The following is a 25,333-nucleotide window of genomic DNA, read 5'->3' on the forward strand; positions in this document are numbered from 1 at the left end:
GCGCTAATCTTCAGGAGTCAGCGCGCGGGACACACACCGCAGAGCGCGGCGGGGCTATAGCTCAGTTGGTTAGAGCGCATCCCTGATAAGGATGAGGCCACAGGTTCAAATCCTGTTAGCCCCACCAGCACAAAGACCCCCAACCGATCATGGTTGGGGGTCTTTGACATCTATGGCTGACATCAACGGGTGCTGCTAGCCGATCAGTGGGTCTTCCAGGAGTTCGGCCAGCATCGAGACGGCCTCGCGCTCACTGTCGCCCACCACGTGCGTGTAGACGTCCATGGTCATGCTGATCTGGCTGTGGCGCAGGATCGCCTGAGCGACCTTGGGGTGCACCTTTAGGAAGGCCAGCAGGGTGCCGCAGGTGTGCCGGGCCAGCCGGACCGTGATGCGGCGAACACTGGCCCGCTTCACGAGGCGATCGAAGGTCCGGGAGAAGCCGGTCGGGTCGATCATGCCGCCGTGCTCGGAAGAGAAGATCAGGTCGTGGTCTTCTTCCTGCGACCAGTGGTCACCGGCGATCTTCCGCTCCAGCTCCTGGAGCTCCCGGCGCTCCTCCAGCGCACGGGTGCAGAACTCCGGCAGGGGAAGCACCGCCTGTGAGGACTCGGTCTTGAGGTCCTTGAGGACCAGGCCGACGCCTTTCTCTCGCTGTACCTGCTTGACCGGGGTGAACTGGCCGGCCTCGAAGTCGATGTCCTGCCAGCGCAGGCCGAGGACCTCACTCCGACGGAGGCCGAGCACCAGGACCAGGACGCAGGCCGCGTAGAGGCGGTGCGCGCGGACCGAGCGGAGGAACGTGATCGCCTCGCGCGCGCTCCACGCCTTGCCCTTGTCCTTGGTGACCTTGGGCATGTCCACCAGGAGCGCGACATTGCGGGTGAGCAGCTCTTCGCGCATGGCCAGGTTGAGTGCGTTCCGGAGGACGCGCAGCACCTCGAAGCGGGTGGCCGCGCCCACCTTCTCCCGCTTCAGCGTGGCCATGAAGGTTCGGAGCTGGGCGGGCGTCAGCTTGGTGAGTGGCTTCTTGCCAAGGTGTGGCAGCAGGTAGAGCCGCACCTTGGACTCGTACTTGACGTACGTGTTGTGCTCGCGTTCCGGCTTGACGATGTGCTCCAGCCAGTACGTCAGCCACTCGCCCAGCGTCCAAGCCCGCGAGGGCACCGGGACGCCGTTGCGCTCCTGGTCCTGGAGCTTGCCGAGCTTTTCGTTCGTGTCGTCCCAGGTGGAGCCGTACACGTACTTGCGGACACGGTTGCCGTCGGTGTCCGTGACGTACGCGGCCCCCTGGTAGCGGCCGTCCTTCCGCTTGGTGATGGTTCCCCCGCCGTTCGGGCGACGCTTGGCCATCAGGCGGCCTCCCCGATCCCCCGGCGGATGAATTCCCGTACGGCGTCATCGGGGATGCGCCGGCAGCCGTCGACCTTCATGGAGGCCAGGCGGTTCGTACGGATCAGGTCGTAAACCTTGGTGCGGCCGACCTTGAGCCGCGCCATGACCTCCGGCACGGTAAGCAGCTCCGGGGCGGTGGTCATGTGGCGGCTCCTTCCAGGGTGGGTAGTTCCTCACGTGCGGTTTCGCGGTTGTGTTGGATGTCGCGGCGGATGTTGGCGGCGAGCCAGGATTCGCCGGGGGTGTGGCCGTGGCCGGCGTAGGTCCAGTGGGCGAGGGTCAGGGTGGTTGCCTCCGGGGCGTCGGGGTCGGGCAGGCCGAGGGCTTCGCGCTGTTGGGCGGCGCGGTAGTCGGCGCGGGTCTTGCGGAGGGCGCCGAGGGTGGTGGAGTAGCGGCGGGATTTGGTGGAGAAGTGGCCGCGGAAGCCGAGCATGTGGGCCCAGTCGCGGAGCTTGCGGTCCGGGTAAAGGGCGTGCAGGTCGAGGCACGCGGCGATGAGCCGGGCGGGGTGGTCGGGCACGCCGAGCAGGGCGAGGGCCTCCTTGTTGCCGATGCGGCGGTCGACGGTGCCGGTGGTCTCGGCGGCTTTGGTGGCGTACTTGGCGACGTAGGAGGCGACGGCCTGTTCGGTGATCTCTTCGCCGTGGCCGAAGGCGCCGATCGGCTGTACGTCGAGCTGTGTGCCCCAGCGCAGGGTGCGGGCGGGCTGGTCCCCGGCCGGGTCGACGTCGACCGCGACGCGGGCGGCGGCTGCGCGGATCGCGTCGGTGAGGAGGTCGAGGGTGGCCCAGGTCGGCGGCGGTTCGTCGGGGCCGTCTGGTCCGTCGAAGCGGATCACGGTATGGAAGTGCACGGCTCCGCGCTTTTGGTACTCGGCGACCTTGCCGAAGGCCACCCTGGACTGTTCCCGGGCGGCTTTCTGGGTGAGGCCCGCGCGGCGGGCGATCTCGCGGCGGAGGTAGATCGTGAAGTAGCGCCACAGCTCGGAGGCGTGGTTGTTCCACAGCACCGCGCCTGCGTAGTCGTATGTGTCGGGGTCGAGGGGGGTGCCGAGTTCGGGGGCGTCCTCGGGGTGGCGGGTGCCGCAGCGGCAGGGCCGGTTGCCGGGGCGGTTGTGGACCGGACCGAAGGATGGCGCGGTGAGGGTGGCGAAGACGCGGGGGTGATCGCGGATGGTGTGCGGGGTGCCCTTGTCCGGATCGCCGACGAGGCCGGCACGGATGAGGTGGTAGGTGTCGCCGGCGTAGGTCCAGGCGCAGGCGGGGCAGCGTGAGGCGCGGCGGTTGCCGCAGGCCACGCGGAGCCGGCCGCCGGGCTCGGTGTCGGTGTCGTAGGTGTGCAGGACCTGGCCGGTGCTGCGGTCGCGGGTGACGGTCGAGCCCCGCAGGTGGATCGGGTCGGAGCAGCCCCCGGTGCGGCGGAGCTGTTCTTGGATGCGGTCGAAACCGGGAGACCCGGCCAGCCTCAGCACGTCGGCGAGGGTGGCCGGGTCCAGGCCCGCCGCGGTGGCGGCGTTGGTCATCGAGCGCTCTCCCTGCGGTTCTTACGCGGGGGGTCGGAGTGGAATCGGGTGGTGCCCAGGTCGCGGCCGTCGTGCTCGTACCGCGGGGCGTTGGGGTTGCGGTCGTTCCAGTCCTCCGCGCACACCTTGTGGACGGCTTCGCCCGAATGGGAGCGCAGGGGGGTGGGCTTGCCGCACTGGGTGCAGGCGCAGTCACCGCCGTGGTCGAAGTGCTGGCCGGAGTTCCAGTTCAGGAGTCCCACGGCCGTCACCGCCCCGTCCGGGCGAGGCCGGCGGCGGGGCGGGTGGTGCCGGTGCCCTTGCAGGTCGGGCAGGTGACGGTGAGGGTGGCGCGGGTGCCGTCGGCGTGGCGGGTGCCGGTGGTGATGGCGGCGGTGGCGAAACCGTCGCAGTCGCGGCAGACGCGCGTGATCTGGGCGTGCTGGGGCATGATGGGGCTTCCCCTTTCGAATCCGTCGGATCAGGAAGGTGGAGCCGTCCGGGGCGGCGGTTCTTTGGCGAGAGAGCCGCCCCGGGCGGGCGTTACTTGATGCGGTCGGCGCGCCTGCGACCGGCGTTGAGAATGCGCTTGTCCTCGCGCGTGGCGGTGCCGGCGTCGAGCCGGTCGTAGATCTCCCTGCGGAGCTGCGAGCCGCGGCGCTTGCCTTCTTCGATGTGCTGGTCCTCGTCGGGGTGGGGAGGCTTGCTGAAGATGCCCATGTCAGTGCTTCCTTTCCTGGTTGAGGAGCGAGCGCAGGACGACCGCGCACACGGCCACGGACATGGCGGTGATCGCGACGGCCAGGAGCATGGAGACCAGGACCGCGCCGACGACGAGGACCACGGCGCCTCCGCCGGCGGCGAGGGCGAGCGCGCTGCCCGGGGTGAGCTGAACGGTCGGGCGGCTCGAGGCCTGGGTGACCAGGGCCGGGGCCGGCGTGAGGGGCACCGGGGTGTGGACGGTGGGGGTGGTGGCCGCCGGGGGCGGGGCGGTGTCCTGGGGCGGGTACTTCGGGGTGAACACGGTTGATCTCCCTTCGGGTTACTTGATGACGGTGCTGATCGCGGGGGCGAGGAAGCTGTCGGCGACGAGGTAGCCGCCCAGGAGGAGCACCGCGACCAGCCACCACGGCGGGCGGGCGAGCTTGATGCCGAGGAAGCCCACGGCGACCAGGGCGAGCCAGAGCGGAACGTCCATGACGGTGTCCTCCTAGGCCTTGCAGCGGTGGGTGCGGGCGGCGAGTTCGGCGGCGGCGCGGTTGCAGTAGTCGGCGGAGAAGCCGCAGCCGGGGGCGGTGCAGGCGGCGGTGTGCATGTCCCGGCCCCTGCCGTCGTAGTAGGTGGCGACCTCGACGGGGCCGATGCGGATGCGGTCGCGGAAGCGGCGGCGGACGGCCATCGGGGTTAGTCCTCCTGCCTGAGGCTGTGGCCGGGGAACTCGGCGAGGATGCGGGCCGCCGCGTCCGGGTCCGGGGTGCGGTCGGCGGCTTCCTCGGCGAGGAGGCGGGCCAGGGTCGGGCGGCCGGTGTCGGCCATCTCGCGGGCCGCGTCTAGGAAGTCGGACGGGCGGTTGAAGTTGAGCGGAGCCATCGGTGGATCTCCTTTCAGCTCAGGTGAGTTGGAGTTGTGCGGCGATCGCTGCGGTGGTCGGTTCGGGCAGGCCGAGCCGGGAGGCGAGAACCTCAGCGGGCATCGGGGCGCCGGTGGAGGCCTTGTGGGCTTCGGCGAGTTTGCGGGCGTGGTCCAGCAGGGCGGCCGGGACCGCTCGGGCGGCGGTTGCGGGTTGGGGTGGTGCGGGTGTCAGTTCCGGCACCTCAGGCGCGACCGGGGCCGGGGCGGGGGGCCCGGTGCGGTGCATCTCGACTTCCGGCGCGGCGGGTTCGTCGTCCACGGCCTGTGCGGGAGCAGCCGGGGGGTGGGGGTGTGGACGAGGAGGGTTCCGCCGAGGAAGGCCAGGGCAGGCCAGCCGGCGACGAGGATGCGCAGCCAGGCGGGAACGTTGCCGAGGTTGAGGAGTCCGGCGGTCGCGACGTTCGCTCCGAGCGACGCAACGAGCGCGATGACGAACCAGGTCCAGGCGGAGCGGTCGCGGCGGGCGGTGCGCAGTCGGCGCCAGGCGGCGACCAGCAGCAGGTCCACGGAGACGGGGTAAGCCCAGGCCTTCCAACCGGACTGCCCGGCCGCTTCAGCCAGGTCATGCAGATGGGCGAAGGACAACGCGCCAGCGATGACCGCCTGGATGAGTACGGCGTCAACGCGGATCGAGCGGGGCATGGGGGCACCTCCCTTCGAAGGGAGTCGGGCCGGGCGGGCGGAGCTGATCAGTGCGCCGCCCGCTTGCGGCGGTTCAGGTGGTGCGGGCTTCGCCGGTGCCGAAGCAGTTCAGGCACAGGCCGGCCTGTTCGCCGACAGCGCGGCGCTTGCGGCCGACGTGCACGGTGCGGGAGACCTCTCCGGTGCCCTTGCACACCGGGCACTGCGTGACAGGCGGCTGAACGGTCTTCTTCGAGGCCATGACGGTCAGCCCTCCCGCCCTACTCGGTGACCGGTTGCGGCTTGACCAGCGACGGACCAGCCGCCGGAGCGGGAGCGCTCGCGGGCACGGCCGGGCGGAACGGGTCGAGGAACGGCAGGTCGGGGACCAGGTGGGCGAACTCGTGGCAGACCGCGACCACTTCGGCCTTGGCGACCTCCGGGGTGCGGATCTTCGACCAGCCGCCGGAGGCGTCCGCCGCCACGGCGGTGCCGGGGCGTTCCATCGGGATCAGGCTCGCGGCCGGGACCGCGTCCGGGGCAACGTCGGCGAGGCCCATTTCGGCGGTCTGCTTGTCGTTGACGCGGTGCACGACCCGGCCCGTGAGCTGGGCACGGAGCATGGTTGCGCCCTTGCCCAGGTCGGAGCCGAAGCGCTGCCCGCAGATCTCCAGGTAGATGCCGGCCGCGCGGGCCATCTGCGCCAGCCGGATCAACGCAGTGACGATCCGTTCGCGGCGTTCCTCGTCCTTGCGCGAGGAGATCAGGAAGAGTTCCGCGATCTCGTCGACCAGGACGACCACCGGCACCGGGCGCACCTCGTCCGGCAGTTCCCACAAGTCGGAGGCGCCGTGCAGGCTCAGCAGGTCGAAGCGGTCTTCCATCTCCGCGACCAGGACCGCCAGCAGCGAGGCGGCTTGGTCCGGGGTAGTGACCAGGGCCGAGAGACGGGGCGCGAAGGCGGACTGTTCCACCCCGCGCTTGCAGTCGACGCCGACCAGCGCCACCGGCAGTTGCGCCAGTCCCTTGATCAGGTTGCGCAGGTACATCGACTTGCCCGACTGGTTCGCGCCCAGGGTCAGCGCCATCGGGGCTTTGCGGTAGTCCCGCTCGTACGCGGTCGCGTCCTCCCGCAGTGCCACCGGAACGACCATGCCGTGCGGGCGGGCGTCACGCGGCATCCACACCCGGGCCAGCACGTCGTAGCCGGTCATCCGCAGCTCGACGAAGCCGGGCTTCGTTTCCACCACGGTCACCGAGTGGACGCCCCAGGCGTGACGCAGCCGCTCCGAGGACGCGGCCAGGTCGGCGGGCTCCAAACCGGCCGGGAGCCGCAGGGTCACCCGCAGCCCGGTCGCGGTGGGCCGTACCCGGCGGATCTTCGGCGGTACCGGCTGCACCTCACGGCGGGCAACGTTACGGGTCATGAACGCCCGCAGCCCCGACGGCTGTACCGTCAGCCCGCACACGTCCATCGTCGAGCGGTACGAGAAGGTGAACCGGCCCCAGGTCACCGGCAGGCCGACCAGTGACCAGTACACACGCGGCGCACGGTACTTCGCGTAGCCCAGCCCGCCGGCGCCCGCTAAGGCTCCCGTGGTCTCCAGCCACATCGTCAGGTCGGCCATGGTCAGGCCACCGGGGTGATTGCGACCGCGCGGAACGAGATCCCGTGCCGCTTCTGCCCGTTGAACTCGTTCTCCCAGTCCCGAGCCTTGAGGCCGACGACGCGCACCGGCATGCCCGGGGCCAGGCCCTCCGGGTAGCCCGTCTCGGGGACGGTCACCTGGTAGAGGTTGCCCTCACCCTCGTCCGAGACCAGCAGGCCCACGGTCGACAGCGGGGCGCCGGTCTCGCGGTCCATGGCGCGCTCACCGGCCTTGGCGTTGGCCACCTTCGGCACGGGCGCGGTCGCCACGAACACCACGGCGGTCGAAGTGTCGATTTTGAACGACGGCATAGCTGTCCCCTCGTCCCTGAGGCCGCCCCGTGTGAGCAACCTCTCTAGAGATGACTCCATGGAACAGTACATCTCTAGAGACGTCAATATATCTCTAGAGATGTTTCCAGGATGGCCACTGAGGCGAGCCGCCGGTTATGTCGACCGACACAACACCCCTAAGGTGTCTAGAGAAGGAAGGAGGGATCACATGGTCACCCAGGGCAGCGGGCGCCAGCCGAAGTACCAGCGCATTGCCGACGAGCTAAGGGAAGCGATCCAGGCCGGCGAGTACGGCCCAGGTGATCGGCTACCAGGAGAGAACGACCTCATGGCCACGTACGACGTGGCCCGCATGACCGCCCGGCAGGCACTCGGCGTGCTCCAGAACGAGGGTCTGGCCGAGTCCCGCAAGGGCGCTGGGGTGTTTGTGCGCTCGTTCAAGCCACTGCGGCGGCGAGGCATTCAGCGCTTGTCCCGCGAGCAGTGGGGTTCCGGCCGTTCCATCTGGTCGGCGGACATCGAAGACCGCACCCTGACAGTCGACCAGGTGCAGGTTTCGGAGATTGCACCACCCGAACGGATCAGTCAGGTACTCGGCATCGAGGCTGGCACTGCGGCATGCGTGCGAAGCCGCCGTTTCGTGCTGGACGACAAGCCCGTCCTGCTATCCACGTCCTATCTGCCCGCAGACCTGGTGGCAGGTTCGGCGATCACTCAGGAGGACACCGGCCCTGGTGGCATGTACGCCCGTCTGGCCGAGCTTGGCTACAAGCCTGTCCACTTCCGCGAGGAGATCCGTTCCCGGATGCCGTCGCAGGAGGAGGCAAGCCGCCTCCAGCTCTCCATGGGCACCCCCGTGATCATGATTTGCCGTACTGCATTCGCGGACGAGGGGCGCCCCGTCGAGGTGAACGAGATGGTCCTTGACTCCGCCGCGTACGTGCTGGAGTACGACTTCGACGCCTGATCAACCAGTCCAGGTCTCCTGCCACACGCCGCAACGACGCGCACAGAAAAGTCGATCACGGCCACTGTCAACCATCAGCTGGGACCGAAGTGTCAAGCATCTCCCGGGACCGGACACCCGTATCGGCCATGAGCTGTTACAGGTTTCTCTACCTCATCAAGCCCCGGCTGCGCTCCGCTCCGCCGGGCGCGCTTCCCGGCTCTGGCCGCGCCCGCGCTCCTGCCTCCGGCCCGCTCGGCGCCGCCGACGCCGACGCGCGCCCACATGTGGATAGGGCCGAGGGCCATGAGCCGATCACCGTGCAGAGCAGCCACGCTACGAACAAGCCTCCGGCGGGGGCGCTCAGGCTCCGAGATGGCGGGGCCCGGTGCGCGAGTGCCGGCCGTGAGTGGCTTGTGCGGGGGCTCCCATCCCGTCTGCCGTCGACCCAGGCAGAGCCGAGCAGACGCGGCCCAGGGCGTCAAGGTCGTTCGTACAGTGGCGCGCTCCACCTTGACGCCCTGAACCACGCCCGCTCCACGGTGTGTGGGTCGACGGCAGACGGGATGGAAGCTGGGGAGGGTGGTGGGCTGAGGTGCCCAATTGCGGTCCTCCAAGGGCTAGTTGGTGGCCTCTCAATGCGGGCTCGATGAGTACTACCCCCAGATGAGCAAGCATGGCTGCTCATGCAGGTTAAGAGCTCTGCGACCAGGCAAAACATACCAATTCGACCGCAACAGTCGCTAGAAGCCGCTAGTAACCGCTAGTGCTAACTAGGGCTAACCGCGGCTAAGAAGGTAGAGTTGGCTAAGCAACCTTGGATTGCAACCTCGCTTTGCATCCTTAGTTAGCTAAAAAAGCCCTTCATGCACGAAGGCCCAGCCTCGGTGGGATAGATCGAGGCCGGGCCAGTGCGTGAAGTCACCGAAGCGGGTCCGGCCGAGCATCAGACGGTCGGACCCGTTTCTTGCAGTCCGTCCATCGCCGGGTACCACTTCGAGTTACGGCGCTAGCGCGCCAGGCTCTCCACACAGCCTGCGACAGCCGCCACAGCCATCAAACTTGCGATCAGGATCCTCACCCAACGCGGGTCCGGGCCTCGATCGCGGTTGTCCTCCTGCTGCTCAGGCTCCCGCTTATTCATCCTTACTCCTTACCTGAGTGGTCCCCCGGCGAGCCGGGTACCTCGACCGCATCTCGGGCGAGGCGCTGCGATCGGTAAGGAGCGAGGCAGCCACAGCATACCCGTGGTGTCTGGCAGTTGACGGTTCGCCAGTCGCGGCAGGGGTCGGCGAGGCAGCGGCATTAACTATTTCGTTTCACCCCACGTCTTTCATTTCGTTCTAACGTAGGACCTTCCTGGCCTCAGTCAATCGGATGCAGGATTTCGGCATCCGATTCCCATGCGGCATGGTCAGGCTACACTACGATCGGCCGTAGGAGACGCGGCAGGCTGAGGAGGAGAGCGACCGTGACGGAGGTGAGCTCCGCGGAGCACGAGGCCATCGAGTGGGACCTTGAACCGGGTGATGTGATCGAACGCAAGCAGCTGCACGTCAAGTACGGAGGGCGGACGCAGGGCGGTATCGGACCGTCAGCGAAGACGCCTAACGTGATGATCTTTACGGACCCGATCGCGGGCGAGAAGCACGGGTACTACGACGGCTGGATGCCGGATGAGCTCTTCCACTACAGCGGGGAGGGCCAGTACGGGGATCAGCGGATGCTCTCCGGGAATGCCAGCATCGCGAACCATGAAGCCGAGGGTCGAGCGCTTCGGGTCTTCCAGGGCGCCCGGGGGCACGTGACCTACCTGGGTCGCTTCGAATCCGCGGGATGGTACGAAGCAGACGCGCCGGAGACTGGAGGCGGCCCTCTTCGCAAGGTCATCGTCTTCAAGCTTCGCCCCTTGGACGTCCCAGCCAAGCACCCTGGTACGAAGTTGGGTCGGCTACTTGCCGAGCAACATGAAGCCGTCACCGAGATCGACATTGAGCGGCTCGAAACCGAGAAGACGTTCGTCGATCCGAACCGCGAGCCGTACGAGGCCGAGCGCCGAGAAAGCAAGTTGGTGCAGGACTTCAGCGCGTACCTGCGCACCAAGGGGTACCCGGTGAACCGTCAGCGCATCCTGCCCGAGGGTGAGACCAGGCCCCTCCTGACAGACCTCTACGTGCCAGACCTAGACCTCCTGATCGAGGCCAAAGGCAGCGTGACGAGGGAAAACATGCGCATGGCCCTCGGTCAGTTGATCGATTACAACCGCTTCGTGCGCGCCAGGTACCGAGCCGTTCTTGTGCCGAGCAAGCCCCGCGCGGACCTCATTGAGCTCGCGGATACTGCTGGGCAAGCGATCATCTGGCCCCAAGGGAACGGCTACAAGTGCTCCGACACTGACCTACTGCCCCACGCTTGACCACCGTGTGCGGCGCTTGGGAGTCCATCGGCGCAGCTGTCAAGGGGATCCCGGACGCCTGACATCAGCGGCTGACACCAACAGGCACGGACGCGTGCGATCAGGCACGGTCCCCAGCGAAAGCTCATCCGAGGTCGGGAGCGAGTGGGCCGGTGCCATCAGCTCCCCGTGATCGACCTGATAAGGATGAGGCCACAGGTTCAAATCCTGTTAGCCCCACAGCGGTAAGACCCCCAACCGGTCACGGTTGGGGGTCTTCGTCGTTCGGAGGACGTGTGTCGTCTCCGTGGGGTGGGGCCGACTGGCGCCGGGGGGCTCGGGAGGGTGCTCACGACGGACGGGACGGGACGATCCGGGTGAGGCGTCGGGGGGAAATGCGAGAACCCGGTCGCTGACGACGGGGGATGCGTCAGCGACCGGGCTGTGGCCAACACTAACAAGGGGGCTGGTGCGGCGGGAGGCGACTGCTCCGGCGGGTTGGGGGGTTGTGATCGGGATCACGGTCCGTCACTGGTCGCACGGGGGGTCGTAGGAGAGGCGGGGCAGGTACTCGTGCCACTTCTCGCGGGTGAGGACGTTGCGGGTGGTGGCGCAGATGTGGCGGATGGCCTCGTCGACGTCCAGGTTCCACAGGCGGACGGTGTCGGTGCCGCTGGAGACGCCGAGCATGTGGTTGTTGGGGCTGAACGACAGGAAGTTGCCCGTCCGGGCGTTGGGGCTCATCGACTGCCCGATGGGTGAGGCGTCGGAGGGGTTCGCCACGTTCCACAGCCGCACGGTGTTGTCGTTGCCGCCGCTGGCGAGGGTGTCGCCGTCCTGGCTGAACGTCAGGGACACGACCGCCTCGGTGTGGCCGGTGAGCGGGGAGCCGCGTCCGGCGGCGTGCTCGGGGTCGTCGACGTTCCACAGCCGCACCGTGTCGTCGTCACTGCCGCTGGCCAGGGTGCGGCCGTCGGGGCTGAAGGCGAGGGCGTTGACGGGACCGTGGTGGCCGGTGAGGGGCCGGCCGAGGAGGGTGACCCGGCGGGGGTCGGAGACGTTCCACAGCCGGATCGTGTCGTCCGCGCTGCCGCTGGCCAGGGTGCGGCCGTCGGGGCTGAAGGCGAGGGCGTTGATATAGCCCCGGTGGCCGGTGAGCGGCTTGCCGTGCGCGGTGACGTGGGAGGGGTCGGAGACGTCCCAGAGCTGGAAGGTGCGGACGTCGTAGGCGGTGGCGAGGGTGTGGCCGTCCGGGCTGAAGGCGAGGGCGTCGGGGCCCATGAAGCGGGTGTGCAGGGTGATCGGCGGCCCGTGGGAGACGGGCCGGGCCGGGTCGCCGACATCCCACAGGTACACCGCACGGTCCGGTGTGAGGACCGCGAGCGTGCGGCCGTCGGGGGAGAACACGAGGTTGCGTTCACCCCCGTCACCCGGCATGTGGAGGGAGCCGAGCAGCACGGGACGCTCGGGGGTCCGGACGTTCCACAGCCGGATCCGTCCGTCGCGCGCGGTCGTGGCGAGCACCCGCCCGTCCGGGCGGAACGCCCCGCTCACGCCGATCATGTCCGAGGTCGGCACCGACCACAGGCGGACCTTGCTGTCACCGCTGCCGGTGGCGAGCGTGCGGCCGTCCGGGCTGAAGCCCAGCGCGTACATCTCCCCGCTGCTGCCCGCGAGCGGCTCGCCGACCTGCGACGGGAACGCCGGGTCGCTCACGCTCCACAGGCTGGCCGTGCTGTCGGCGCTGGCGGCGGCGAGGGTGTGGCCGTCGGGGCTGAAGGCCACCGACCAGACGGGACCGGTGTGGCCGGTGAGCGGGGAGCCGAGCCGCGCCGCGCGGCGCGGGTCGGTGACGTCCCACAGCCGGATCGTGTCGTCCGCGCTCCCGCTGGCCAGGGTGCGGCCGTCGGGGCTGAAGGCCACCGAGTGCACGGTGTCCGTGTGTCCGCTCAGGGTCCGGTCGATCGCCCGTGGTCGGTCCCGGTCGGTCATGTCCCACAGCCGGATCGTTCCGTCGTCGCCCCCGGCCGCCAGCGTGCGCCCGTCGGGGCTGAACGCCACGCAGCGCACGGCGGCGGAGTGCCCGGTCAGGGTGCCGAGCGGCGTCGGCCGGCGCGGATCGGCCATGTCCCACAGGCGCACGGTGCCGTCCTCGCCGGCGGAGGCCAACGTGCGGCCGTCGGGGCTGAAGGCGAGCAGGTAGATCGTGCCGTCGTGACCGGACAGCGGGGCGCCGAGCGGGCGCGGGTGCGCGGGATCACGGACGTCCCACAGGCGGACGGTGCCGTCGTCGCCGGCACCGGCCAGCGTGTGGCCGTCGGGGCTGAAGACCGCGCTGCTCACCCAGCTGGTGGGGCCGGTGAGGGGCGCACCCAGGGGCGTGGGGCGGGACGGGTCCGCCACGTTCCACAGCCGGATGGTCCGGTCGTAGCTGGCGGTGGCCAGGGTCCTGCCGTCCGGGCTGAACGAGGTGAGGTAGACGGCGCCCGTGTGGCCGAGCAGGGGGGTGGCCAGCGGCGCGTTGACGATGGAGATCAGCCGGTTGTTGGTGCCCTCGTCGTCGGGCCGCAGGCGGTGCGCGACCAGGTCGATCTGGGCGGACAGCGACGGATCCGCGGACTGCACGCGGTCGGCCTCGGCGACGACCTGCTCGAACACCGCGTCGTTGCGCTGCTGCCACGCCACGACGGCCGACCCCACGGCCACGAGCGCCAGCGCGACCAGCGCCGACACCGCGCCGCGGCTGATCCACACGGTGCGCCTGCGCAGCCGTACCGACGCGGCGAGGAACTCCACCGCGCTGCGCGTCAGGAAGGTGTCGCCGGCAGACCCCGCCCAGGTGCGGGCCTGCTCCAGCCGCGAACCCCGGTAGAGCAGCGAGGAGTCGCGGTGCGCGTCCTCCCAGGCCCTGCCGTCCTCCTCCAGCCGCTGGCGCAGCAGGTGGTCCTGCCGGTCGTCGTCGATCCACTCGCGCAGCCGGGGCCAGGCGTGCAGCAGCGCCTCGTGGGTGATCTCCACGGTCTCCGCGTCGAGCGTCACCAGACGGGCCCGCACCAGCGCCTCGAGCGACTCCTCCGTCTTCCGGGGATCCGTCGACTCCGCCGCGAGCTGGCGGCGCGTGCCGCGCCTGCGGGTCGCCTGGGTGTCCTCGCCGAGCCGGACCAGTCTCAGCAGCAGCAGCCGGGCGGCCGTGCGGGCCGCCGGGTCGAGGCTGGACCAGGCCCGCTCGGCGGTCGCCGCCACCGCGCCCTGGATGCCCCCCGCCGCGCGGTAGCCGGCCAGGGTCAGCCGGCCCGCCTTGCGCCGCTGCCAGGTGGCGAGCAGGGCGTGCGACAGCAGCGGCAGCACGCCGGCGTGGTGCGCCCCGCGCGGACCGTCGGCGCTCACCTCGCGGACGACGAGTTCCGCGAGGCCGGGTTCGAGTTCCAGACCGACGGCCTTGGCCGGCCCGGTCACCGCCTCGCGCAGTTCCGCGGTGGTCAGCGGGCCGAGGACCATGTGGCGGTGCTGGAGCGCGTCGGCCAGTTCGGGATGGGCGAGGCACTGCTCGTAGAAGTCGGCGCGGATCCCGAGGACGACGAGGACGGGGGCCCGCTCGTCCGGTCCGGCGGGGGTGCACGCGGCGTGCAGGAGCTGGACGAAGGCGCGCCGGTCGGCCTCGTCGGCGCAGAGCGTGAACGTTTCCTCGAACTGGTCGACGATGAGGACGGGGCGGGGGGAGGGCGTGCGGGGAGTGGGGTGGGTGCTTGGGGTGGGGGTGAGGGCGGATCCGGAGCCGGGAGCGGGCGCGTAGCCGGGATGGGGGGCGGCGGATTGGTGTCCGGGGGCGGGCGCGGATCCGGGGTGGGATCCGGTTCCGGGGTGGGATCCGGGTGCGAGGTCGGGGTCGGGTGTGGTTCCGGGGTCGGGTGTGGTTCCGGCGGCGGGGTCTGTTGTCGGGCCGAGGCGCGCCCACGCCGCGACGGCTTCCCGTACGGCGTCCGCGAAGCCGGGGTCGCCGGGCCTCACCGGCGCGGTCCCGGCCGGGGCGGGGAGCGTCGCGCCGGCCGTGGCGGCGCGTGTCCTGCGGTCCGTGACGGTGGGCGGCCTCCCGCCCGCGGCGGCGGGCGTCCTCCTGCCCGCGGCGCGGGACGCCGTGCCGTTCCTGGCGGAGGCCGCGGTGCCGTTCGCGGCGAAGGCCGCGGTGTCGTTCGTGGCGGAGGCCGTGGTGCCGTCCCGGACGAGCGGTGCGAGGGCCGGGATGTGCCGGGTCAGTTCACCGAGGGGGTCGTTGCCGGGCACGAGCTGGAGCACCTGCCGGGCCGCGCCGCCCTCCTCCCCCGGCGCGTCGCCGCGCAGGGCGGGCACCAGGCCGGCGCTGAGCAGGGAGGACTTCCCCGCGCCCGAGGCACCGACGAGCATGACCAGACCGCCCGTGTCCTCCACGGCGCGCAGTTGCGCCACCAGCGCCTTGGTGCTGCGTTCCCGGCCGAAGAACCACCGGGCGTCCTCCTGCTGGTACGAGGCCAGCCCGCGGTAGGGGCACACGCCCCCGTGGACGGCCCGGGCCCCACCCGGAGGGTGTTCCTCCGCTTGTTCGGACGGGTCGGCCGCCTCGCCGACCGGGTCGGCCACCGCGCGCTCCCACAGACGCTGCCACTGCGTCAGGTCGTACAGGCCGGGGGAGACCGGGGTGGGTCGCAGGCGCCGCGCGTCGGGTATCAGCACGTGCAGCACCGCGGCCAGCGCGGCGAACTGCGCGGGCACGTTGCGGGCCCGCCGCCAGTCGCTGATCCGCTGGGCGGAGACGCGTACGGGCCGTCCGCGTTCGTCTACGCGCTGGAGCCGCGCGACCGCCTCGGAGACGCGTTTGAGGGGTGGATTGCCGGCCTCCTTGTACAGCAGTGCGAGACGTTCCGCGAAGGCCGTGCGTACCCCTGAGTCGGAACCCAAGGCCTCCACCCCTTACTTCCCCCGCGCCTGCGATCCGGACCGGAAAACTCACCTTATACGGCTGACCTGCGGTTAAGTCGCTGGACGGATGCCGGAACCTCCTCGTGGTGAGCCATGGCTGGCAGGATCGCGAAGCGGAAGCCCAGGGATCCGGACCGCCTCCGGGGCGTCGTCGGGACGGCTTCCTCCGAAGTCACGTCATGCCTCGATCCGTGCCGCCGGCGCGGGTCGTCGCCGCCCGCACCGTTCGGCACCGGTCCGCACGAGGGGAGGGACCGGTGCCGAGCGGTGCGGCGAGTGATCTCCTGCTGCCCCTGATCTTCTTCTGCCCCGCGGGGGCGCTCCCCGTGCGTGTGCGGCGCCTTCTCCACGATCTCTTCTCATCGCTCCGCGACGGATCGCACACGATGTTTCTGCCGCGGGTTCCCCGCGTGGTCCCTCCCCTCGGTGCCTCACGCGCGCGGCGGCATGGCACGGCGAAGGCCCGGTCGCTCGCGTGGGAGCTGCCGGGCCGGTGTCGTGCGGAGTACGCAAGTTCGCCGTCACGTCGTGGTGCTGGGTCGGGGGGGGGCGGCACAGGGTGTGCCGGGCGCTCACCGCTGGAGGGGGATGAGGGCGGAGGCGGCGGGTTCGGCCGGGCGGGAGTCGGCCTCGGGGTCACAGGAGGCCGAGAGGTGGTCGGCGGGTTCGTCCTCCGGGAGCGGGCGGTGGCGGCAGCTGGGGGACTTTCCGTGGGCCTCGGCGCTGATGCGCTGCTTCATCGTGGGGGGAAGGGCCCGTGCGTGGATCCAGGCCCAGGGGGACACCGGCGTCGACACGGTGGCGGGAACGGGGCCGCCGCTTCCGCTGCTGTTGCGGGCCGGCTCGGTCTGCGCTACGGCCGCCGGGGCGGTCGTCGTGATCAGTCCGAGCGCTGTGCACAGCGCGAGGAAGGCGGTGACGATGGCGCTCCACAGCTTCATGACGCGGTTTTCCGTCATGTCCCCTCACATTTGGGTTGGGCGATTTGCGTACTTTCCTCATGATGTGTATGAGGGCCGCGAAGTGGTGGACCGACGCCCGTGGCGGGGCGATGTTCAGATCAACACCACTCGGATGGACGCAGGGAGGTGGAGAAGTGCCGAGAAAGCGGTCCGGGGCGGGGTGAGCGGGCCGGACAGGGGGGCGGACAGGGGTCCCGGTACGGCGTCTACTGCGCTTCCGGTGGCCGAAGTTGACCGGCCGTAGTAGGTCACCGATCGATATCGGTCGGTGTGTATAGTCGGGCGCCAGAGGTCCCCTACGTCAAGGAAAGACGAGGTCGCGCGGTGAAGAAGCTTCTCCTGGTCGCACTGGCCGCCATCGGCGGGCTCCTCGTGTACCGCCAGATCCAGGCGGATCGCGCCGAGCAGGATCTGTGGACGGAGGCGACTGACTCCGTGCCCACGGGTTCGTGAGTATCCACACCGAGAACTGAGCAGACCCCGGCCGCCCTCGCGGTCGGGGTTTCGTGTTGCGGGGCGCACGCCGCGGGAGTAGGCGGCCCGGAGACTCCATCGGTCGGTCGCACCGGCCGTGGCGCTCGCGTCCACCGTCGTTCGTGTCGCCCACCCTCCCCACGGGCCGGTCCCCGGTTCGTGTCCCGCCCACCGTCGTTCGCGCCGGTCCTTCTGTCGGTGTCGCGCCCCGTCTCGTGGCGCGCCGGTCCCCGTTCGCGGATGGTGGCGCCGGGGCGCGGCGCGGGCGCCTTTTCGGACGGGCGTGGGGAATGCGCGGGTGCCGCACGGGCCGACGGGGCAGGATGGGCCCGGTCGGGTCCGGTCACGACGGCGTGCCGGCGCGGACGAGGGGGCGAGGGATGGGCCGGCGTGCGGGGTGGACGGCCGTCGTGGGCGCGGTGTGCTGCCTCATGACGGCGGTGCCGTCGGCGCCCGCCGCCCTGGCCGTCGACCTGTCGGACCCGCCGCCGTACGCCTTCGACGACGGCGCCCGCGGCGTCCGGGCCGCCTCCGGTACGGGCGACGCCGTACGGCTGGAGCCCGGCACGACGTACCGCAGCTCCCTCGACAGCCGGGAGAAGGCCTACTACCGCCTGGAGCTCGACGCCGCCTCGAGCGTCTACGTCTCGGTCACTGCGGTCCCCCGCCCGGGGTCCACGCTCGCCATCGGGGACGGGATCAACGTCTCCGTCCAGAGCGCCGCCGGCGTCAGCTGCTCCTACGACTCCGTGAGCGTCGGCGCGTCCGGCGCCGCGCGGCCGGTCACGGCGTGGGGCGCGCGCGAGATCCTGGCCGGCAAGGGCCTGTGCCAGGAGGCCGGCACGTACTACGCCGTGGTCGAGCGCGCCGACACGGCCGCCGACGACACGCCCTGGGACCTTGAGCTCGCGCCCGTCTCCGAACCGGCCGTGCGGCGGGCCGCCGCCACCCGCGCGCCCCAGGCGTGGAACTCCGCCACCCCCGCGCCGCCCGTCGGTGAACCCGTCCGGCGCGAGGGCGGCGCGGGCTTCGCCGGGGCGACCGCCCTGGAGCAGGGCGTCTGGCGCGACGGGATCACCCCGGGGCGGACCCTCTTCTACAAGGTGCCCGTCGACTGGGGCCAGCAGGTGTACGCCACGGCCGAGATCGGCGACGCGGAGGAGGCCACCGGCGGGACCGGCGGCGCGCCCGCGTTCGTCGTCCCGGCGCTCGACATGACCCTGTACAACCCGGTGCGCGCCGAGGTCGCCACCACGAGCATCGGCTACGGCGGCACCCGGAAGTCCACCTCGCTCGCTCCTCTGCCGCCGGTCGGGTACGCCAACCGGTACGCACCCACCGACCCGGGGAAGAGCCTGCGGTTCGCCGGGTTCCACTACCTCGTCGTGCACCTGTCGGCGCAGGTGGCCGACCGTTTCGGGGACGGCGTCCTGGGCCTGGTGCTGCGCGTCCGCGTCACGGGAGCAGCGCAGCCCGGGCCGGTGTACGCGGGGGAGTCGCTGCCGCGCGGCCTTTTCGACGTGGGCGCGCCGGACGGAGGCAGCACCGCGGAGGGCCTGGCGGCCGGGGGAGGTACGTCCGGCGGGGACGACCGCCTCGCGATGACGGCGGTCGCGGTGGGCGGCATCGGCACCGGCAGCGCCCTGCTCCTGGTCCTGGGGGTCTGGACGGTGACCGCCCGACGCCGCGCGGCCTCGGCCCGCTCCCCTCAGATCCGCACCAACGCCCAGAACCCGACGGCGTAACAGGCCAGCGCGAGCAGCAACAGCGGCACCGCGACCTTCCGGGGCGGCCCCGGGCGGGGCGCGCGGCGGCTGCCGTGGGTGCGACGGCGCTGGGCTGCGCGGTCGGTCCGGCGCGGGCTCTCCGGCGGGTGAGGCGGAGTCCGCTCGCCCTGTGCCGTGTACGAAGCGGTCAGGGTCGTGGCCGGCGGATGCGGGGGTGGGGGCACAGGCGGCGACGGAGAGGGCGGTGGCAGGTGGAAGCTGCCGGTGTCCGACATGGAGGGAGCGGGCGGTGGCGGGGCGGGACCCGGGCGGCGAGTCGGCGGTACGACACCTGCGCCCACGCGTGATCCCGGGGCGCCCGTGCCGCTGCCGGTTCCGACACCGGGGCCCGTGCCCGCCCCCGCGACGGCTCCGGGGCCCGCACCCGCCCCCCTGACGGCTCCGGTCTCCGTGCCCGCCCTCCCGACGGCTCCGCCGCCGGTACCTGTCGCGGACCCCTCACCACCCGCAGCCGCCGCCCCTGCTCCCGTCCCCGTCCGCGCCCCCGCGCGAGCACCCACCCCCACGGTGATCCCGGAGGCCCGGTGCAGCGGCCCCTGCGGCGCGAACCCCTGTGGCAGCGGCCCGAGTTGGTCGAAGATCTCGATCAGCTCGTCGTCGGGGCCGGGCTCCGGCAGCACGTCGACGGCGCCCGCCAGCGCCTTGCGCGCCCCCGTGGCCGTGCGGAAACGCGCCTCGGGATCGGGTTGCAGCAGGGTGGCGACGATCTGCCACAGCGGCTCCGGGATGCCCTGCGGCGCGCGGGGCGTGCCGTGCTCGGTGAAGTACTGGACGAGCGCCTTGGCGTCCGGTTTGGCGCCCTCCAGGAGATACAGCGCGACCAGGCCGACGCCGAACAGGTCGGCGGGGAAGTCGGGGTCGGCGCCCATCAGCTGCTCGGGAGCGAGGTAACCGGGCGTTCCCACCACGAGGTTGGTCTCGGTCAGGCGTGGTTCACCGAGCCGCATGGCGATGCCGAAGTCGGACAGCCGCAGCCGGGGCCGGGCGGTTCCGGTGGCCTCCAGGAGCACGTTGGCGGGCTTGATGTCGCGGTGCACGACCCCCTCCGCGTGCACGGCGGCGAGCCCGGACAGGAGTTGGTCGAGGAGTGTGCAGACGAAGACGGGGGGCAGGGGGCCGTAGTCGCCGACGAGGCGGACCAGGGAACCGCCTGCGACGAGGTCCATGGTGAACAGGACCTTGTCGTCGTCGGCGGCCCAGCTGGCGGGGGCCAGGACATGGGGGTGGTCGATCCGCAGTGCCTGCTCGCGGACGAAGCGCAGCAGCGAGTGGGCGTCGCTGTGCTGGAGCACCTTGGCGGCCACGTAGCGGCGCCGGCGGTGGTCCCACGCGCGCCAGACGGCGCCGACGCCGCCGCGGCCGATCGGGTCGGCGAGTTCGTACCGTCCGGCGAAGACCTCACCCATGGCAGTGCGTCGCTCCTCCCCCTGCGGATTCCCCCCGCTGTCCCCCGATGCTCCCTCGCTACCCCCGACGAGCGGGACGACCCCCCGTTGCCCCTCACGATTGCGCTTGCCCCGCGCCGCCGTCACAGGGGGAGCGCCACCCCCCTGCGCTCCTCGCCGCTCCCGTGCCGCCGGCCACTCCCGGGTGCTGCCACCGGCCCGGCCGCCGAACCCCCTTCGGACGCCGGGCCGTCGGGTCAGCTCTGGTGGGACTGGTAGTGCGCGACCGCGTCGGAGGTGCGGCCGGCGCCGTACACCCGGAGGAACTCTGCCAGTTCCGGGTGGGCCGAGGCGAGGGTGTCGGCCGCCTCGATGATGTCGCCGGCGGCGGCCACCGAGCGCAGCAGCGACTGGATCTCACGGACCACCCGCTTGACCGTCGGCGCCCCGGAACTGCTCGTCGTCTGCGTGGTGTTGCTGAGCACCGATCCCCCCTGCGACTGCTTGATCTCGTCCATGCGCTCGGTCGCCTCGGCCGCGCTCACGCTGCCGTCCGCGACCTGGGCCGCCAGCTCCTGGAGCAGCTGTACCCGCTGCACCACCGCCGGGTTGCCGATCTTCGCCCGCTGACCGCTCATCAGCTGCGACAGCATCGGAGCCGACAGTCCCAGCACCCCCGCGAGACGGGCCTGGTTCAGGCCGAGATCGTCGATGAGCTTACGGAAGAGCGCCCCCAACGGCTCCCCGTACCAGTTCCGCTGCAGTTCCCGCGCTCTCGCGGTGGCTTCCTGCTGTGCGGCGTCCATGTGCGTCTCCCCATCGCTTCCCCAAAAAACCGCGGTTCGCTGTAGCGAACCACGCGGAGCATCTTACGGAGAGTGGTCATTCGCGGGGACCCCTAATCTTTTTGCGGAACACGGGGGGTGACCCGGTACTCTGGTCTGCGGCGCCCGCCGGTTCGAGACTCTGCCGGCCGGACGCTTCTCTTCCCGGGGCCTTAGCTCAGTTGGTAGAGCGCTGTCTTTGCATGGCAGATGTCAGGGGTTCGACTCCCCTAGGCTCCACTCAAGGAAAGCCCTCCGACCTGCGGAAACGCGGCGTCGGGGGGCTTTCTCGCGACGTCGGAGGGCTTTTCGCGCGTCGGATCCGATGTCCGGGGCGCCTCCGGCCGGCCCACCAGGAAGGCAGAACGCCCCGTGCCGCCTCGCTGAACGAGATGGCACAGGGCGTTCCACGTGAAACAGCGGCGTCGGGCTTCCCGGCGGGTGCGTTACGCCCCGCCGGGGAGCTCCAGCGCGCGGTGACCTCAGCCGCGGTCCTCGCGCTTGGCGGCCTCCTCGGCCTCCTCGGCCTCCTCGGCCTCCTTGGCCTCCACCTCGGGGTCGAGGACCGCCGGGTTGCCGTCGACCGAGGTCAGACCGCCTCCGGCGGGAACTTCCGTCGCGGCGGGCGGCTCGACCAGCCAGTCCGGGTTGGCCTGCTTGTCCCACCACTTCCAGGCCGCGTAGGCACCGCTGCCGACGATGCCCAGGACGGCCAGGGCCTTGGCGAGCTTGCCCGCCCTGGCCCGACGCCGGTGCTTGCGCACCAGCTTCTGGATCTCCTTCGGCGTCACCTGACCGCGCAACGCGGCCAGTGCGGCGGCGCCCCGGGCGGCTGCCTCGTCCTTCACGGGCCCGGCCGCGGCCACGGCCTGTTCGATCTTGGGTCGGGAGTAGACGGCGGCCTGCCGGGCGGCCAGGCGCGCACGGGCGGCCGCCTCGTGTGCGGCCAGGTCGACCTTCGGCGGGACGTGCGCCCGAGCCTGCTCCAGGCGAGGGGCGACAAGGGCGTCGTACTGGACGCGGGCCTGTCCGGCGGCCTGCGACACCTTGGGCGCGAGCCGTACGCGGGCCTCGTGCGCATAGAGCGCGGCCCTCTCCTTGGCCGTGTCGGCGTAGGGCGCCACCACTTCCGCGGCGTGCAGCACGCTGTCCTTCGCCGAACCGGTCGCGGCGCGCACGCTGTCGATGCGGGTCACGGGTTCCTCCTCCTCGGTGGCGTACGGTATTTCGACTTTCCACCCTTTTCCGGATCATGCCTGTCGGCGACCGCCGGGGCATGCGCGGGCGGGCATACGGGTGTCGAACGTCCCGAGTTGTCTTGATCGGATACAAGAGCGGATGAATACGGGGCAACAGGAGCTTGTCGTCGACAATGCCACGGATCGGCCCGGCCCGCTTCCGTCACCGCGGTTCCGGCGTGCTTTTCTGCGGTGTCCGGGGTGGTCGCCGGGCGGCGACGACACCGGGCGTGCGAGGATCGGGGGGTAACAGGAAGACAACGGAAGGCAGATCGTGGCCGAGCAGCTGTACGCCACCCTGAAGACCAACCACGGCGACATCAAGGTCCGGCTGTTCCCGGACCACGCGCCCAAGACGGTCAAGAACTTCGTCGACCTCGCCACCGGCGGGCGCGAGTGGACCCACCCGGAGACGGGTGAGAAGACCACGGCGAAGCTCTACGACGGCACGGTCTTCCACCGGGTGATCAGTGGATTCATGATCCAGGGCGGTGACCCGCTGGGCAACGGCACCGGCGGTCCCGGCTACCAGTTCGAGGACGAGTTCCACCCGGACCTGCGCTTCGACAAGCCCTACCTGCTGGCCATGGCCAACGCCGGTCCGGGCACCAACGGCTCGCAGTTCTTCATCACGGTCGCCCCGACGGCCTGGCTGACCCGCAAGCACACCATCTTCGGCGAGGTCGCCGACACGGCCGGTCAGAAGGTCGTCGACGCGATCGCCGGCACCCAGACCAACCCGCGCACCGACCGCCCGCTCAACGAGGTCGTCATCGAGTCGGTCGTCATCGAGCAGCACTGACGCCCGTACCAGCGCCGACCTGCGGGTCGCATGGTTCTCGCCGGGAACAAATTGCCCCGCTCGTCCGTAAGGATGAGCGGGGCAAAGCCTTGCAGGAGACGACGTTGGGGGACCCCATGGACCAGGCGCCGGGCAGTCGGCAGGACGACGCGCACAACGGCCTGCCCGCCTGCTACCGCCACGCGGACCGCGAGACCGGTGTGCGCTGCACCCGGTGCGAGCGTCCCATCTGTCCCGAGTGCATGGTCAGTGCCTCGGTCGGTTTCCAGTGCCCGGACTGCGTCCGGGACGGCTCCGGCACCGGTCACGCACCCTCGGCGTCCACTCCGCGCACGATCGCGGGCGGCGCCGTCACCGACGACCCCCGGCTGGTCACCAAGATCCTGATCGGCCTGTGTCTCGCCGCGTTCGTCGCGCAGCTCTCCGTGGGCGACCGTTTCACCGACCGCTTCGACATGATCGGCCGCGCGATCATGCCGGCCCTCGGCTTCGAGGAGCTCCAAGGCGTCGCGGAGGGTCAGTGGTACCGCCTGCTGACCTCGATGTTCCTGCACGGCAGCGTCATCCACATCCTCTCCAACATGCTGAGTCTGTGGTGGATCGGCGGCCCTCTGGAGGCGGCGCTGGGGCGGGTTCGCTATCTCGCCCTGTACGTGCTCTCCGGGCTCGCCGGCAGCGCGCTGACGTATCTGATCGCCGAGCCCAACCAGCCCTCGCTCGGGGCTTCGGGCGCCGTCTTCGGTCTCTTCGGCGCGATGGCCGTCCTGGTGCGGCGGCAGCGCTACGACATGCGGCCGGTCGTCGCCCTGCTGGTGATCAACCTGATCATCACCTTCGGATGGAGCGGCATCGCCTGGGAGGCTCATGTGGGCGGCCTGGTGGGAGGGGTCCTGATCGGCTACGGCATGGTCCACGCCCCCCGCGACCGGCGCGCCCTCGTGCAGTTCGGCATCTGTGCGCTGGTGCTGGTGGCGGTCGTGGTGACCACCCTCCTGAGGACCGCCCAGCTCACCTGAGCGCCTGTTGTCCACAGCGTGTGCCCGATCTTGTGCACAGTGTGCGAGAACAACTGTGCCCCCTGTCACCGACCAGTGTTTGTGCAGGTCAGGCAGGGGGCGAACAGAGTTTCGATCACTGGTGGTTCTGTCACACCGGCGTCAACACCCAACGGGTTATCCACAGATCGTCGTTCTTTTTCCCCACTGTGGAAAACGGCTGTGGATAACTCAGTGGATAGCCCTGGGCAGAGCTGGGTTCATCTGCCGGTGGCCCTTACTTCCACTGGGTCGAGACACCGAATCCCGCGGCGATGAACCCGAAACCGACCACGATGTTCCAGTTGCCCAACTTGTCGATGGGCAGTGACCCGTCGGTCACGTAGAACAGGACGATCCAGGCGAGGCCGACGAGGAACAGGGCCAGCATCACCGGCGCGACCCAGGCGCGGCTGTTCAGCTTGATGGCGGTCGCCTGCTTCGACGGCGGCGGCGTGTAGTCGGCCTTCTTGCGGATACGTGACTTCGGCACGAGGGTCTCTCCTGTCGATGCGCTGCGTGGCCGCGCAGGGAACTGGGTCGGGCTCGGGGCAGCGTACAAGGGGACACTGAGTGCTCCCCCGGGCGTCCGTTAGCGTAGTGCTTCTACGGCGCCGAAGGAGATAAGGGTACGTTGAGCAATTCTGCCGACTTCCCCGGGACGGGTTCAACGGGTTCCGCGCCCGTGCGTCGCCGCCGTTTCCGGCCGGTGCGGGTGCTCACGGCGGGTGTCTTCGCTCTGGCGGGGCTCCTCTTCGTCACCAGCTTCAACACCGCGAAGGGCACCGACCTGCGTACGGACGCCTCGCTGCTGAAGTTGTCCGACCTGATCCACGAGCGCAGCCGCAAGAACGGTGAGCTGGACGAGTCCAACGCGACCCTGCGCGACGAGGTCGAATCCATGGCCCGGTCCGACGACGGCAGCACCACGGCCGAGGACGAGAAGCTCGCCCGGCTGGAGAACGAAGCGGGCACGGAGAAGCTCAAGGGCGAGGCGATCACGGTCACGCTCAACGACGCCCCGCCGAACGCCACCGCCAAGCTCCCCGGCTACCCCGAGCCCCAGCCCGACTACCTGGTGATCCACCAGCAGGACCTCCAGGCGGTGGTGAACGCCCTCTGGCAGGGCGGCGCCAAGGGCATCAAGGTCATGGACCAGCGGCTGATATCCACCAGCGCCGTGCGCTGCGTGGGCAACACCCTCATCCTCCAGGGCCGCGTCTACTCCCCGCCGTACAAGATCCAGGCGGTCGGGAACCCGGAGAAGCTCCAGCAGGCCCTCGCCGACTCCCCGGCGATCCAGAACTACATGGTGTACGTCAACGTCTACGGGCTCGGCTGGAAAGTCACCGAGGACGGCACGGTGACTCTGCCCGGCTACTCGGGCACAGTGGACATGCACTACGCGAAGCCGGTGGAGTAGAAGCCCGCGGCACCGGCAG

Annotated in this window: 26 protein-coding genes, 2 tRNA genes and 1 pseudogene; 9 read left to right on the top strand and 20 right to left on the bottom strand. The window is 70.6% G+C overall.

The annotated features are described in order from the left end of the window. The first annotated feature begins 50 nt into the window (after positions 1–50). A tRNA-Ile gene (locus ACZ4YY_RS09675) sits at positions 51–127 on the top strand. A 68-nt stretch (positions 128–195) separates the two neighbouring features. Here ACZ4YY_RS09675 and ACZ4YY_RS09680 read toward each other — a convergent pair. From ACZ4YY_RS09680 to ACZ4YY_RS09745, 14 genes and pseudogenes are all read right to left on the bottom strand, one after another. Then, positions 196–1,353 (bottom strand): tyrosine-type recombinase/integrase, encoded by a 1,158-nt coding sequence (locus ACZ4YY_RS09680; protein ID WP_468285988.1) that lies wholly within the window; start codon positions 1,351–1,353, stop codon positions 196–198. Beyond that, positions 1,353–1,538: a helix-turn-helix domain-containing protein gene (locus tag ACZ4YY_RS09685; protein WP_468285991.1), complete on the bottom strand. Its 186-nt coding sequence runs from the start codon at positions 1,536–1,538 to the stop codon at positions 1,353–1,355. Before ACZ4YY_RS09685 ends, ACZ4YY_RS09680 begins: the two co-directional genes overlap by 1 nt. Continuing rightward, positions 1,535–2,917, bottom strand: a complete 1,383-nt coding sequence (repSA, locus tag ACZ4YY_RS09690) for a replication initiator protein RepSA (protein WP_468285996.1) — start codon at positions 2,915–2,917, stop codon at positions 1,535–1,537. The genes ACZ4YY_RS09685 and repSA overlap by 4 nt, the downstream gene beginning before the upstream one ends. Then, entirely contained in the window at positions 2,914–3,159 is a 246-nt protein-coding gene (locus ACZ4YY_RS09695; RefSeq protein WP_468286001.1) for a hypothetical protein, read from the bottom strand. The genes repSA and ACZ4YY_RS09695 overlap by 4 nt, the downstream gene beginning before the upstream one ends. A 5-nt stretch (positions 3,160–3,164) precedes the next feature. After that, complete coding sequence (locus ACZ4YY_RS09700; RefSeq protein ID WP_468286004.1) at positions 3,165–3,347, bottom strand: hypothetical protein; 183 nt, start codon at positions 3,345–3,347, stop codon at positions 3,165–3,167. Between the two features lie 92 nt (positions 3,348–3,439). Further along, positions 3,440–3,616: a hypothetical protein gene (locus ACZ4YY_RS09705; protein ID WP_468286009.1), complete on the bottom strand. Its 177-nt coding sequence runs from the start codon at positions 3,614–3,616 to the stop codon at positions 3,440–3,442. 1 nt (position 3,617) lies between these two features. Continuing rightward, on the bottom strand, positions 3,618–3,920 hold the full coding sequence (locus tag ACZ4YY_RS09710) for a SpdD protein (protein WP_468286013.1): 303 nt from the start codon (positions 3,918–3,920) through the stop codon (positions 3,618–3,620). An 18-nt stretch (positions 3,921–3,938) separates the two neighbouring features. Continuing rightward, the gene (locus ACZ4YY_RS09715) at positions 3,939–4,094 is read right to left on the bottom strand and encodes a hypothetical protein (RefSeq protein WP_468286019.1); all 156 of its coding nucleotides are present in this window, start codon (positions 4,092–4,094) and stop codon (positions 3,939–3,941) included. 12 nt (positions 4,095–4,106) lie between these two features. Next, complete coding sequence (locus tag ACZ4YY_RS09720) at positions 4,107–4,295, bottom strand: mobile element transfer protein (protein ID WP_468286025.1); 189 nt, start codon at positions 4,293–4,295, stop codon at positions 4,107–4,109. Positions 4,296–4,300: 5 nt separating this feature from the next. Beyond that, the gene (locus ACZ4YY_RS09725; protein WP_468286028.1) at positions 4,301–4,486 is read right to left on the bottom strand and encodes a hypothetical protein; all 186 of its coding nucleotides are present in this window, start codon (positions 4,484–4,486) and stop codon (positions 4,301–4,303) included. 19 nt (positions 4,487–4,505) lie between these two features. Beyond that, positions 4,506–5,170, bottom strand: a pseudogene (locus tag ACZ4YY_RS09730) (DUF2637 domain-containing protein). Between the two features lie 73 nt (positions 5,171–5,243). Beyond that, the gene (locus ACZ4YY_RS09735; RefSeq protein WP_468286031.1) at positions 5,244–5,411 is read right to left on the bottom strand and encodes a hypothetical protein; all 168 of its coding nucleotides are present in this window, start codon (positions 5,409–5,411) and stop codon (positions 5,244–5,246) included. Between the two features lie 19 nt (positions 5,412–5,430). Next, on the bottom strand, positions 5,431–6,777 hold the full coding sequence (locus ACZ4YY_RS09740) for an FtsK/SpoIIIE domain-containing protein (protein WP_468286034.1): 1,347 nt from the start codon (positions 6,775–6,777) through the stop codon (positions 5,431–5,433). 2 nt (positions 6,778–6,779) lie between these two features. After that, positions 6,780–7,109, bottom strand: a complete 330-nt coding sequence (locus ACZ4YY_RS09745; protein WP_468286037.1) for an SCO3933 family regulatory protein — start codon at positions 7,107–7,109, stop codon at positions 6,780–6,782. A 190-nt stretch (positions 7,110–7,299) separates the two neighbouring features. Between ACZ4YY_RS09745 and ACZ4YY_RS09750 the strand changes: the two genes are divergently transcribed. Together ACZ4YY_RS09750 and ACZ4YY_RS09755 are read left to right on the top strand one after the other, a co-directional pair. Next, complete coding sequence (locus ACZ4YY_RS09750) at positions 7,300–8,058, top strand: GntR family transcriptional regulator (RefSeq protein ID WP_468286042.1); 759 nt, start codon at positions 7,300–7,302, stop codon at positions 8,056–8,058. Between the two features lie 1,450 nt (positions 8,059–9,508). Further along, the gene (locus ACZ4YY_RS09755) at positions 9,509–10,453 is read left to right on the top strand and encodes an SRA domain-containing endonuclease (RefSeq protein ID WP_468286047.1); all 945 of its coding nucleotides are present in this window, start codon (positions 9,509–9,511) and stop codon (positions 10,451–10,453) included. 507 nt (positions 10,454–10,960) lie between these two features. Here the strand turns inward: ACZ4YY_RS09755 and ACZ4YY_RS09760 are convergent. Together ACZ4YY_RS09760 and ACZ4YY_RS09765 are read right to left on the bottom strand one after the other, a co-directional pair. Beyond that, positions 10,961–15,373 carry an nSTAND1 domain-containing NTPase gene (locus tag ACZ4YY_RS09760; protein WP_468286051.1) on the bottom strand — a complete coding sequence of 1,471 codons (4,413 nt, stop codon included), beginning with the start codon at positions 15,371–15,373 and terminating at the stop codon, positions 10,961–10,963. Between the two features lie 584 nt (positions 15,374–15,957). Next, positions 15,958–16,344 carry a DUF6344 domain-containing protein gene (locus ACZ4YY_RS09765; protein WP_468286053.1) on the bottom strand — a complete coding sequence of 129 codons (387 nt, stop codon included), beginning with the start codon at positions 16,342–16,344 and terminating at the stop codon, positions 15,958–15,960. A gap of 327 nt (positions 16,345–16,671) precedes the next feature. Here ACZ4YY_RS09765 and ACZ4YY_RS09770 point away from each other — a divergent pair, with 327 nt between their 5' ends. Further along, complete coding sequence (locus ACZ4YY_RS09770) at positions 16,672–16,800, top strand: DLW-39 family protein (protein ID WP_003999697.1); 129 nt, start codon at positions 16,672–16,674, stop codon at positions 16,798–16,800. Positions 16,801–17,201: 401 nt separating this feature from the next. Beyond that, on the top strand, positions 17,202–18,566 hold the full coding sequence (locus tag ACZ4YY_RS09775) for a hypothetical protein (RefSeq protein ID WP_468286056.1): 1,365 nt from the start codon (positions 17,202–17,204) through the stop codon (positions 18,564–18,566). Here the strand turns inward: ACZ4YY_RS09775 and ACZ4YY_RS09780 are convergent. Together ACZ4YY_RS09780 and ACZ4YY_RS09785 are read right to left on the bottom strand one after the other, a co-directional pair. Then, on the bottom strand, positions 18,530–20,014 hold the full coding sequence (locus ACZ4YY_RS09780; RefSeq protein WP_468286059.1) for a serine/threonine-protein kinase: 1,485 nt from the start codon (positions 20,012–20,014) through the stop codon (positions 18,530–18,532). The genes ACZ4YY_RS09775 and ACZ4YY_RS09780 overlap by 37 nt on opposite strands. A 236-nt stretch (positions 20,015–20,250) precedes the next feature. Then, on the bottom strand, positions 20,251–20,799 hold the full coding sequence (locus ACZ4YY_RS09785) for a helix-turn-helix domain-containing protein (protein WP_468286062.1): 549 nt from the start codon (positions 20,797–20,799) through the stop codon (positions 20,251–20,253). Positions 20,800–20,984: 185 nt separating this feature from the next. On the opposite strand from ACZ4YY_RS09785, the gene ACZ4YY_RS09790 reads away from it, so the two are divergent. Next, a tRNA-Ala gene (locus ACZ4YY_RS09790) sits at positions 20,985–21,057 on the top strand. 242 nt (positions 21,058–21,299) lie between these two features. Here the strand turns inward: ACZ4YY_RS09790 and ACZ4YY_RS09795 are convergent. Continuing rightward, entirely contained in the window at positions 21,300–22,013 is a 714-nt protein-coding gene (locus ACZ4YY_RS09795; RefSeq protein ID WP_468286066.1) for a DUF5324 family protein, read from the bottom strand. Between the two features lie 316 nt (positions 22,014–22,329). On the opposite strand from ACZ4YY_RS09795, the gene ACZ4YY_RS09800 reads away from it, so the two are divergent. Both ACZ4YY_RS09800 and ACZ4YY_RS09805 read left to right on the top strand, forming a co-directional pair. Beyond that, on the top strand, positions 22,330–22,857 hold the full coding sequence (locus tag ACZ4YY_RS09800) for a peptidylprolyl isomerase (RefSeq protein ID WP_468286068.1): 528 nt from the start codon (positions 22,330–22,332) through the stop codon (positions 22,855–22,857). A 116-nt stretch (positions 22,858–22,973) separates the two neighbouring features. Next, positions 22,974–23,873: a rhomboid family intramembrane serine protease gene (locus tag ACZ4YY_RS09805; RefSeq protein ID WP_468286582.1), complete on the top strand. Its 900-nt coding sequence runs from the start codon at positions 22,974–22,976 to the stop codon at positions 23,871–23,873. Positions 23,874–24,129: 256 nt separating this feature from the next. Here ACZ4YY_RS09805 and crgA read toward each other — a convergent pair whose 3' ends face one another. Then, positions 24,130–24,384: a cell division protein CrgA gene (crgA, locus tag ACZ4YY_RS09810; protein ID WP_468286071.1), complete on the bottom strand. Its 255-nt coding sequence runs from the start codon at positions 24,382–24,384 to the stop codon at positions 24,130–24,132. A gap of 141 nt (positions 24,385–24,525) precedes the next feature. On the opposite strand from crgA, the gene ACZ4YY_RS09815 reads away from it, so the two are divergent. Next, positions 24,526–25,314, top strand: coding sequence for a DUF881 domain-containing protein (locus tag ACZ4YY_RS09815; RefSeq protein WP_468286074.1), 789 nt, complete (start codon positions 24,526–24,528; stop codon positions 25,312–25,314). Positions 25,315–25,333 lie beyond the last annotated feature (19 nt).

This window comes from Streptomyces sp. NPDC030143, assembly GCF_055573695.1.

Excerpts from the sequence above, each read along its gene's own strand:
- ACZ4YY_RS09775 (WP_468286056.1), top strand. The coding sequence starts at position 17,202 with ATGGGCCGGCGTGCGGGGTGGACGGCCGTCGTGGGCGCGGTGTGCTGC.
- ACZ4YY_RS09805 (WP_468286582.1), top strand. The coding sequence starts at position 22,974 with ATGGACCAGGCGCCGGGCAGTCGGCAGGACGACGCGCACAACGGCCTG.
- ACZ4YY_RS09700 (WP_468286004.1), bottom strand. The coding sequence starts at position 3,347 with ATGCCCCAGCACGCCCAGATCACGCGCGTCTGCCGCGACTGCGACGGT.
- repSA (WP_468285996.1), bottom strand. The coding sequence starts at position 2,917 with ATGACCAACGCCGCCACCGCGGCGGGCCTGGACCCGGCCACCCTCGCC.
- ACZ4YY_RS09785 (WP_468286062.1), bottom strand. The coding sequence starts at position 20,799 with ATGGACGCCGCACAGCAGGAAGCCACCGCGAGAGCGCGGGAACTGCAG.
- ACZ4YY_RS09725 (WP_468286028.1), bottom strand. The coding sequence starts at position 4,486 with ATGGCTCCGCTCAACTTCAACCGCCCGTCCGACTTCCTAGACGCGGCC.
- ACZ4YY_RS09780 (WP_468286059.1), bottom strand. The coding sequence starts at position 20,014 with ATGGGTGAGGTCTTCGCCGGACGGTACGAACTCGCCGACCCGATCGGC.
- ACZ4YY_RS09715 (WP_468286019.1), bottom strand. The coding sequence starts at position 4,094 with ATGGACGTTCCGCTCTGGCTCGCCCTGGTCGCCGTGGGCTTCCTCGGC.
- ACZ4YY_RS09685 (WP_468285991.1), bottom strand. The coding sequence starts at position 1,538 with ATGACCACCGCCCCGGAGCTGCTTACCGTGCCGGAGGTCATGGCGCGG.
- ACZ4YY_RS09740 (WP_468286034.1), bottom strand. The coding sequence starts at position 6,777 with ATGGCCGACCTGACGATGTGGCTGGAGACCACGGGAGCCTTAGCGGGC.
- ACZ4YY_RS09720 (WP_468286025.1), bottom strand. The coding sequence starts at position 4,295 with ATGGCCGTCCGCCGCCGCTTCCGCGACCGCATCCGCATCGGCCCCGTC.
- ACZ4YY_RS09745 (WP_468286037.1), bottom strand. The coding sequence starts at position 7,109 with ATGCCGTCGTTCAAAATCGACACTTCGACCGCCGTGGTGTTCGTGGCG.
- ACZ4YY_RS09735 (WP_468286031.1), bottom strand. The coding sequence starts at position 5,411 with ATGGCCTCGAAGAAGACCGTTCAGCCGCCTGTCACGCAGTGCCCGGTG.
- ACZ4YY_RS09705 (WP_468286009.1), bottom strand. The coding sequence starts at position 3,616 with ATGGGCATCTTCAGCAAGCCTCCCCACCCCGACGAGGACCAGCACATC.
- ACZ4YY_RS09765 (WP_468286053.1), bottom strand. The coding sequence starts at position 16,344 with ATGACGGAAAACCGCGTCATGAAGCTGTGGAGCGCCATCGTCACCGCC.
- ACZ4YY_RS09680 (WP_468285988.1), bottom strand. The coding sequence starts at position 1,353 with ATGGCCAAGCGTCGCCCGAACGGCGGGGGAACCATCACCAAGCGGAAG.
- ACZ4YY_RS09750 (WP_468286042.1), top strand. The coding sequence starts at position 7,300 with ATGGTCACCCAGGGCAGCGGGCGCCAGCCGAAGTACCAGCGCATTGCC.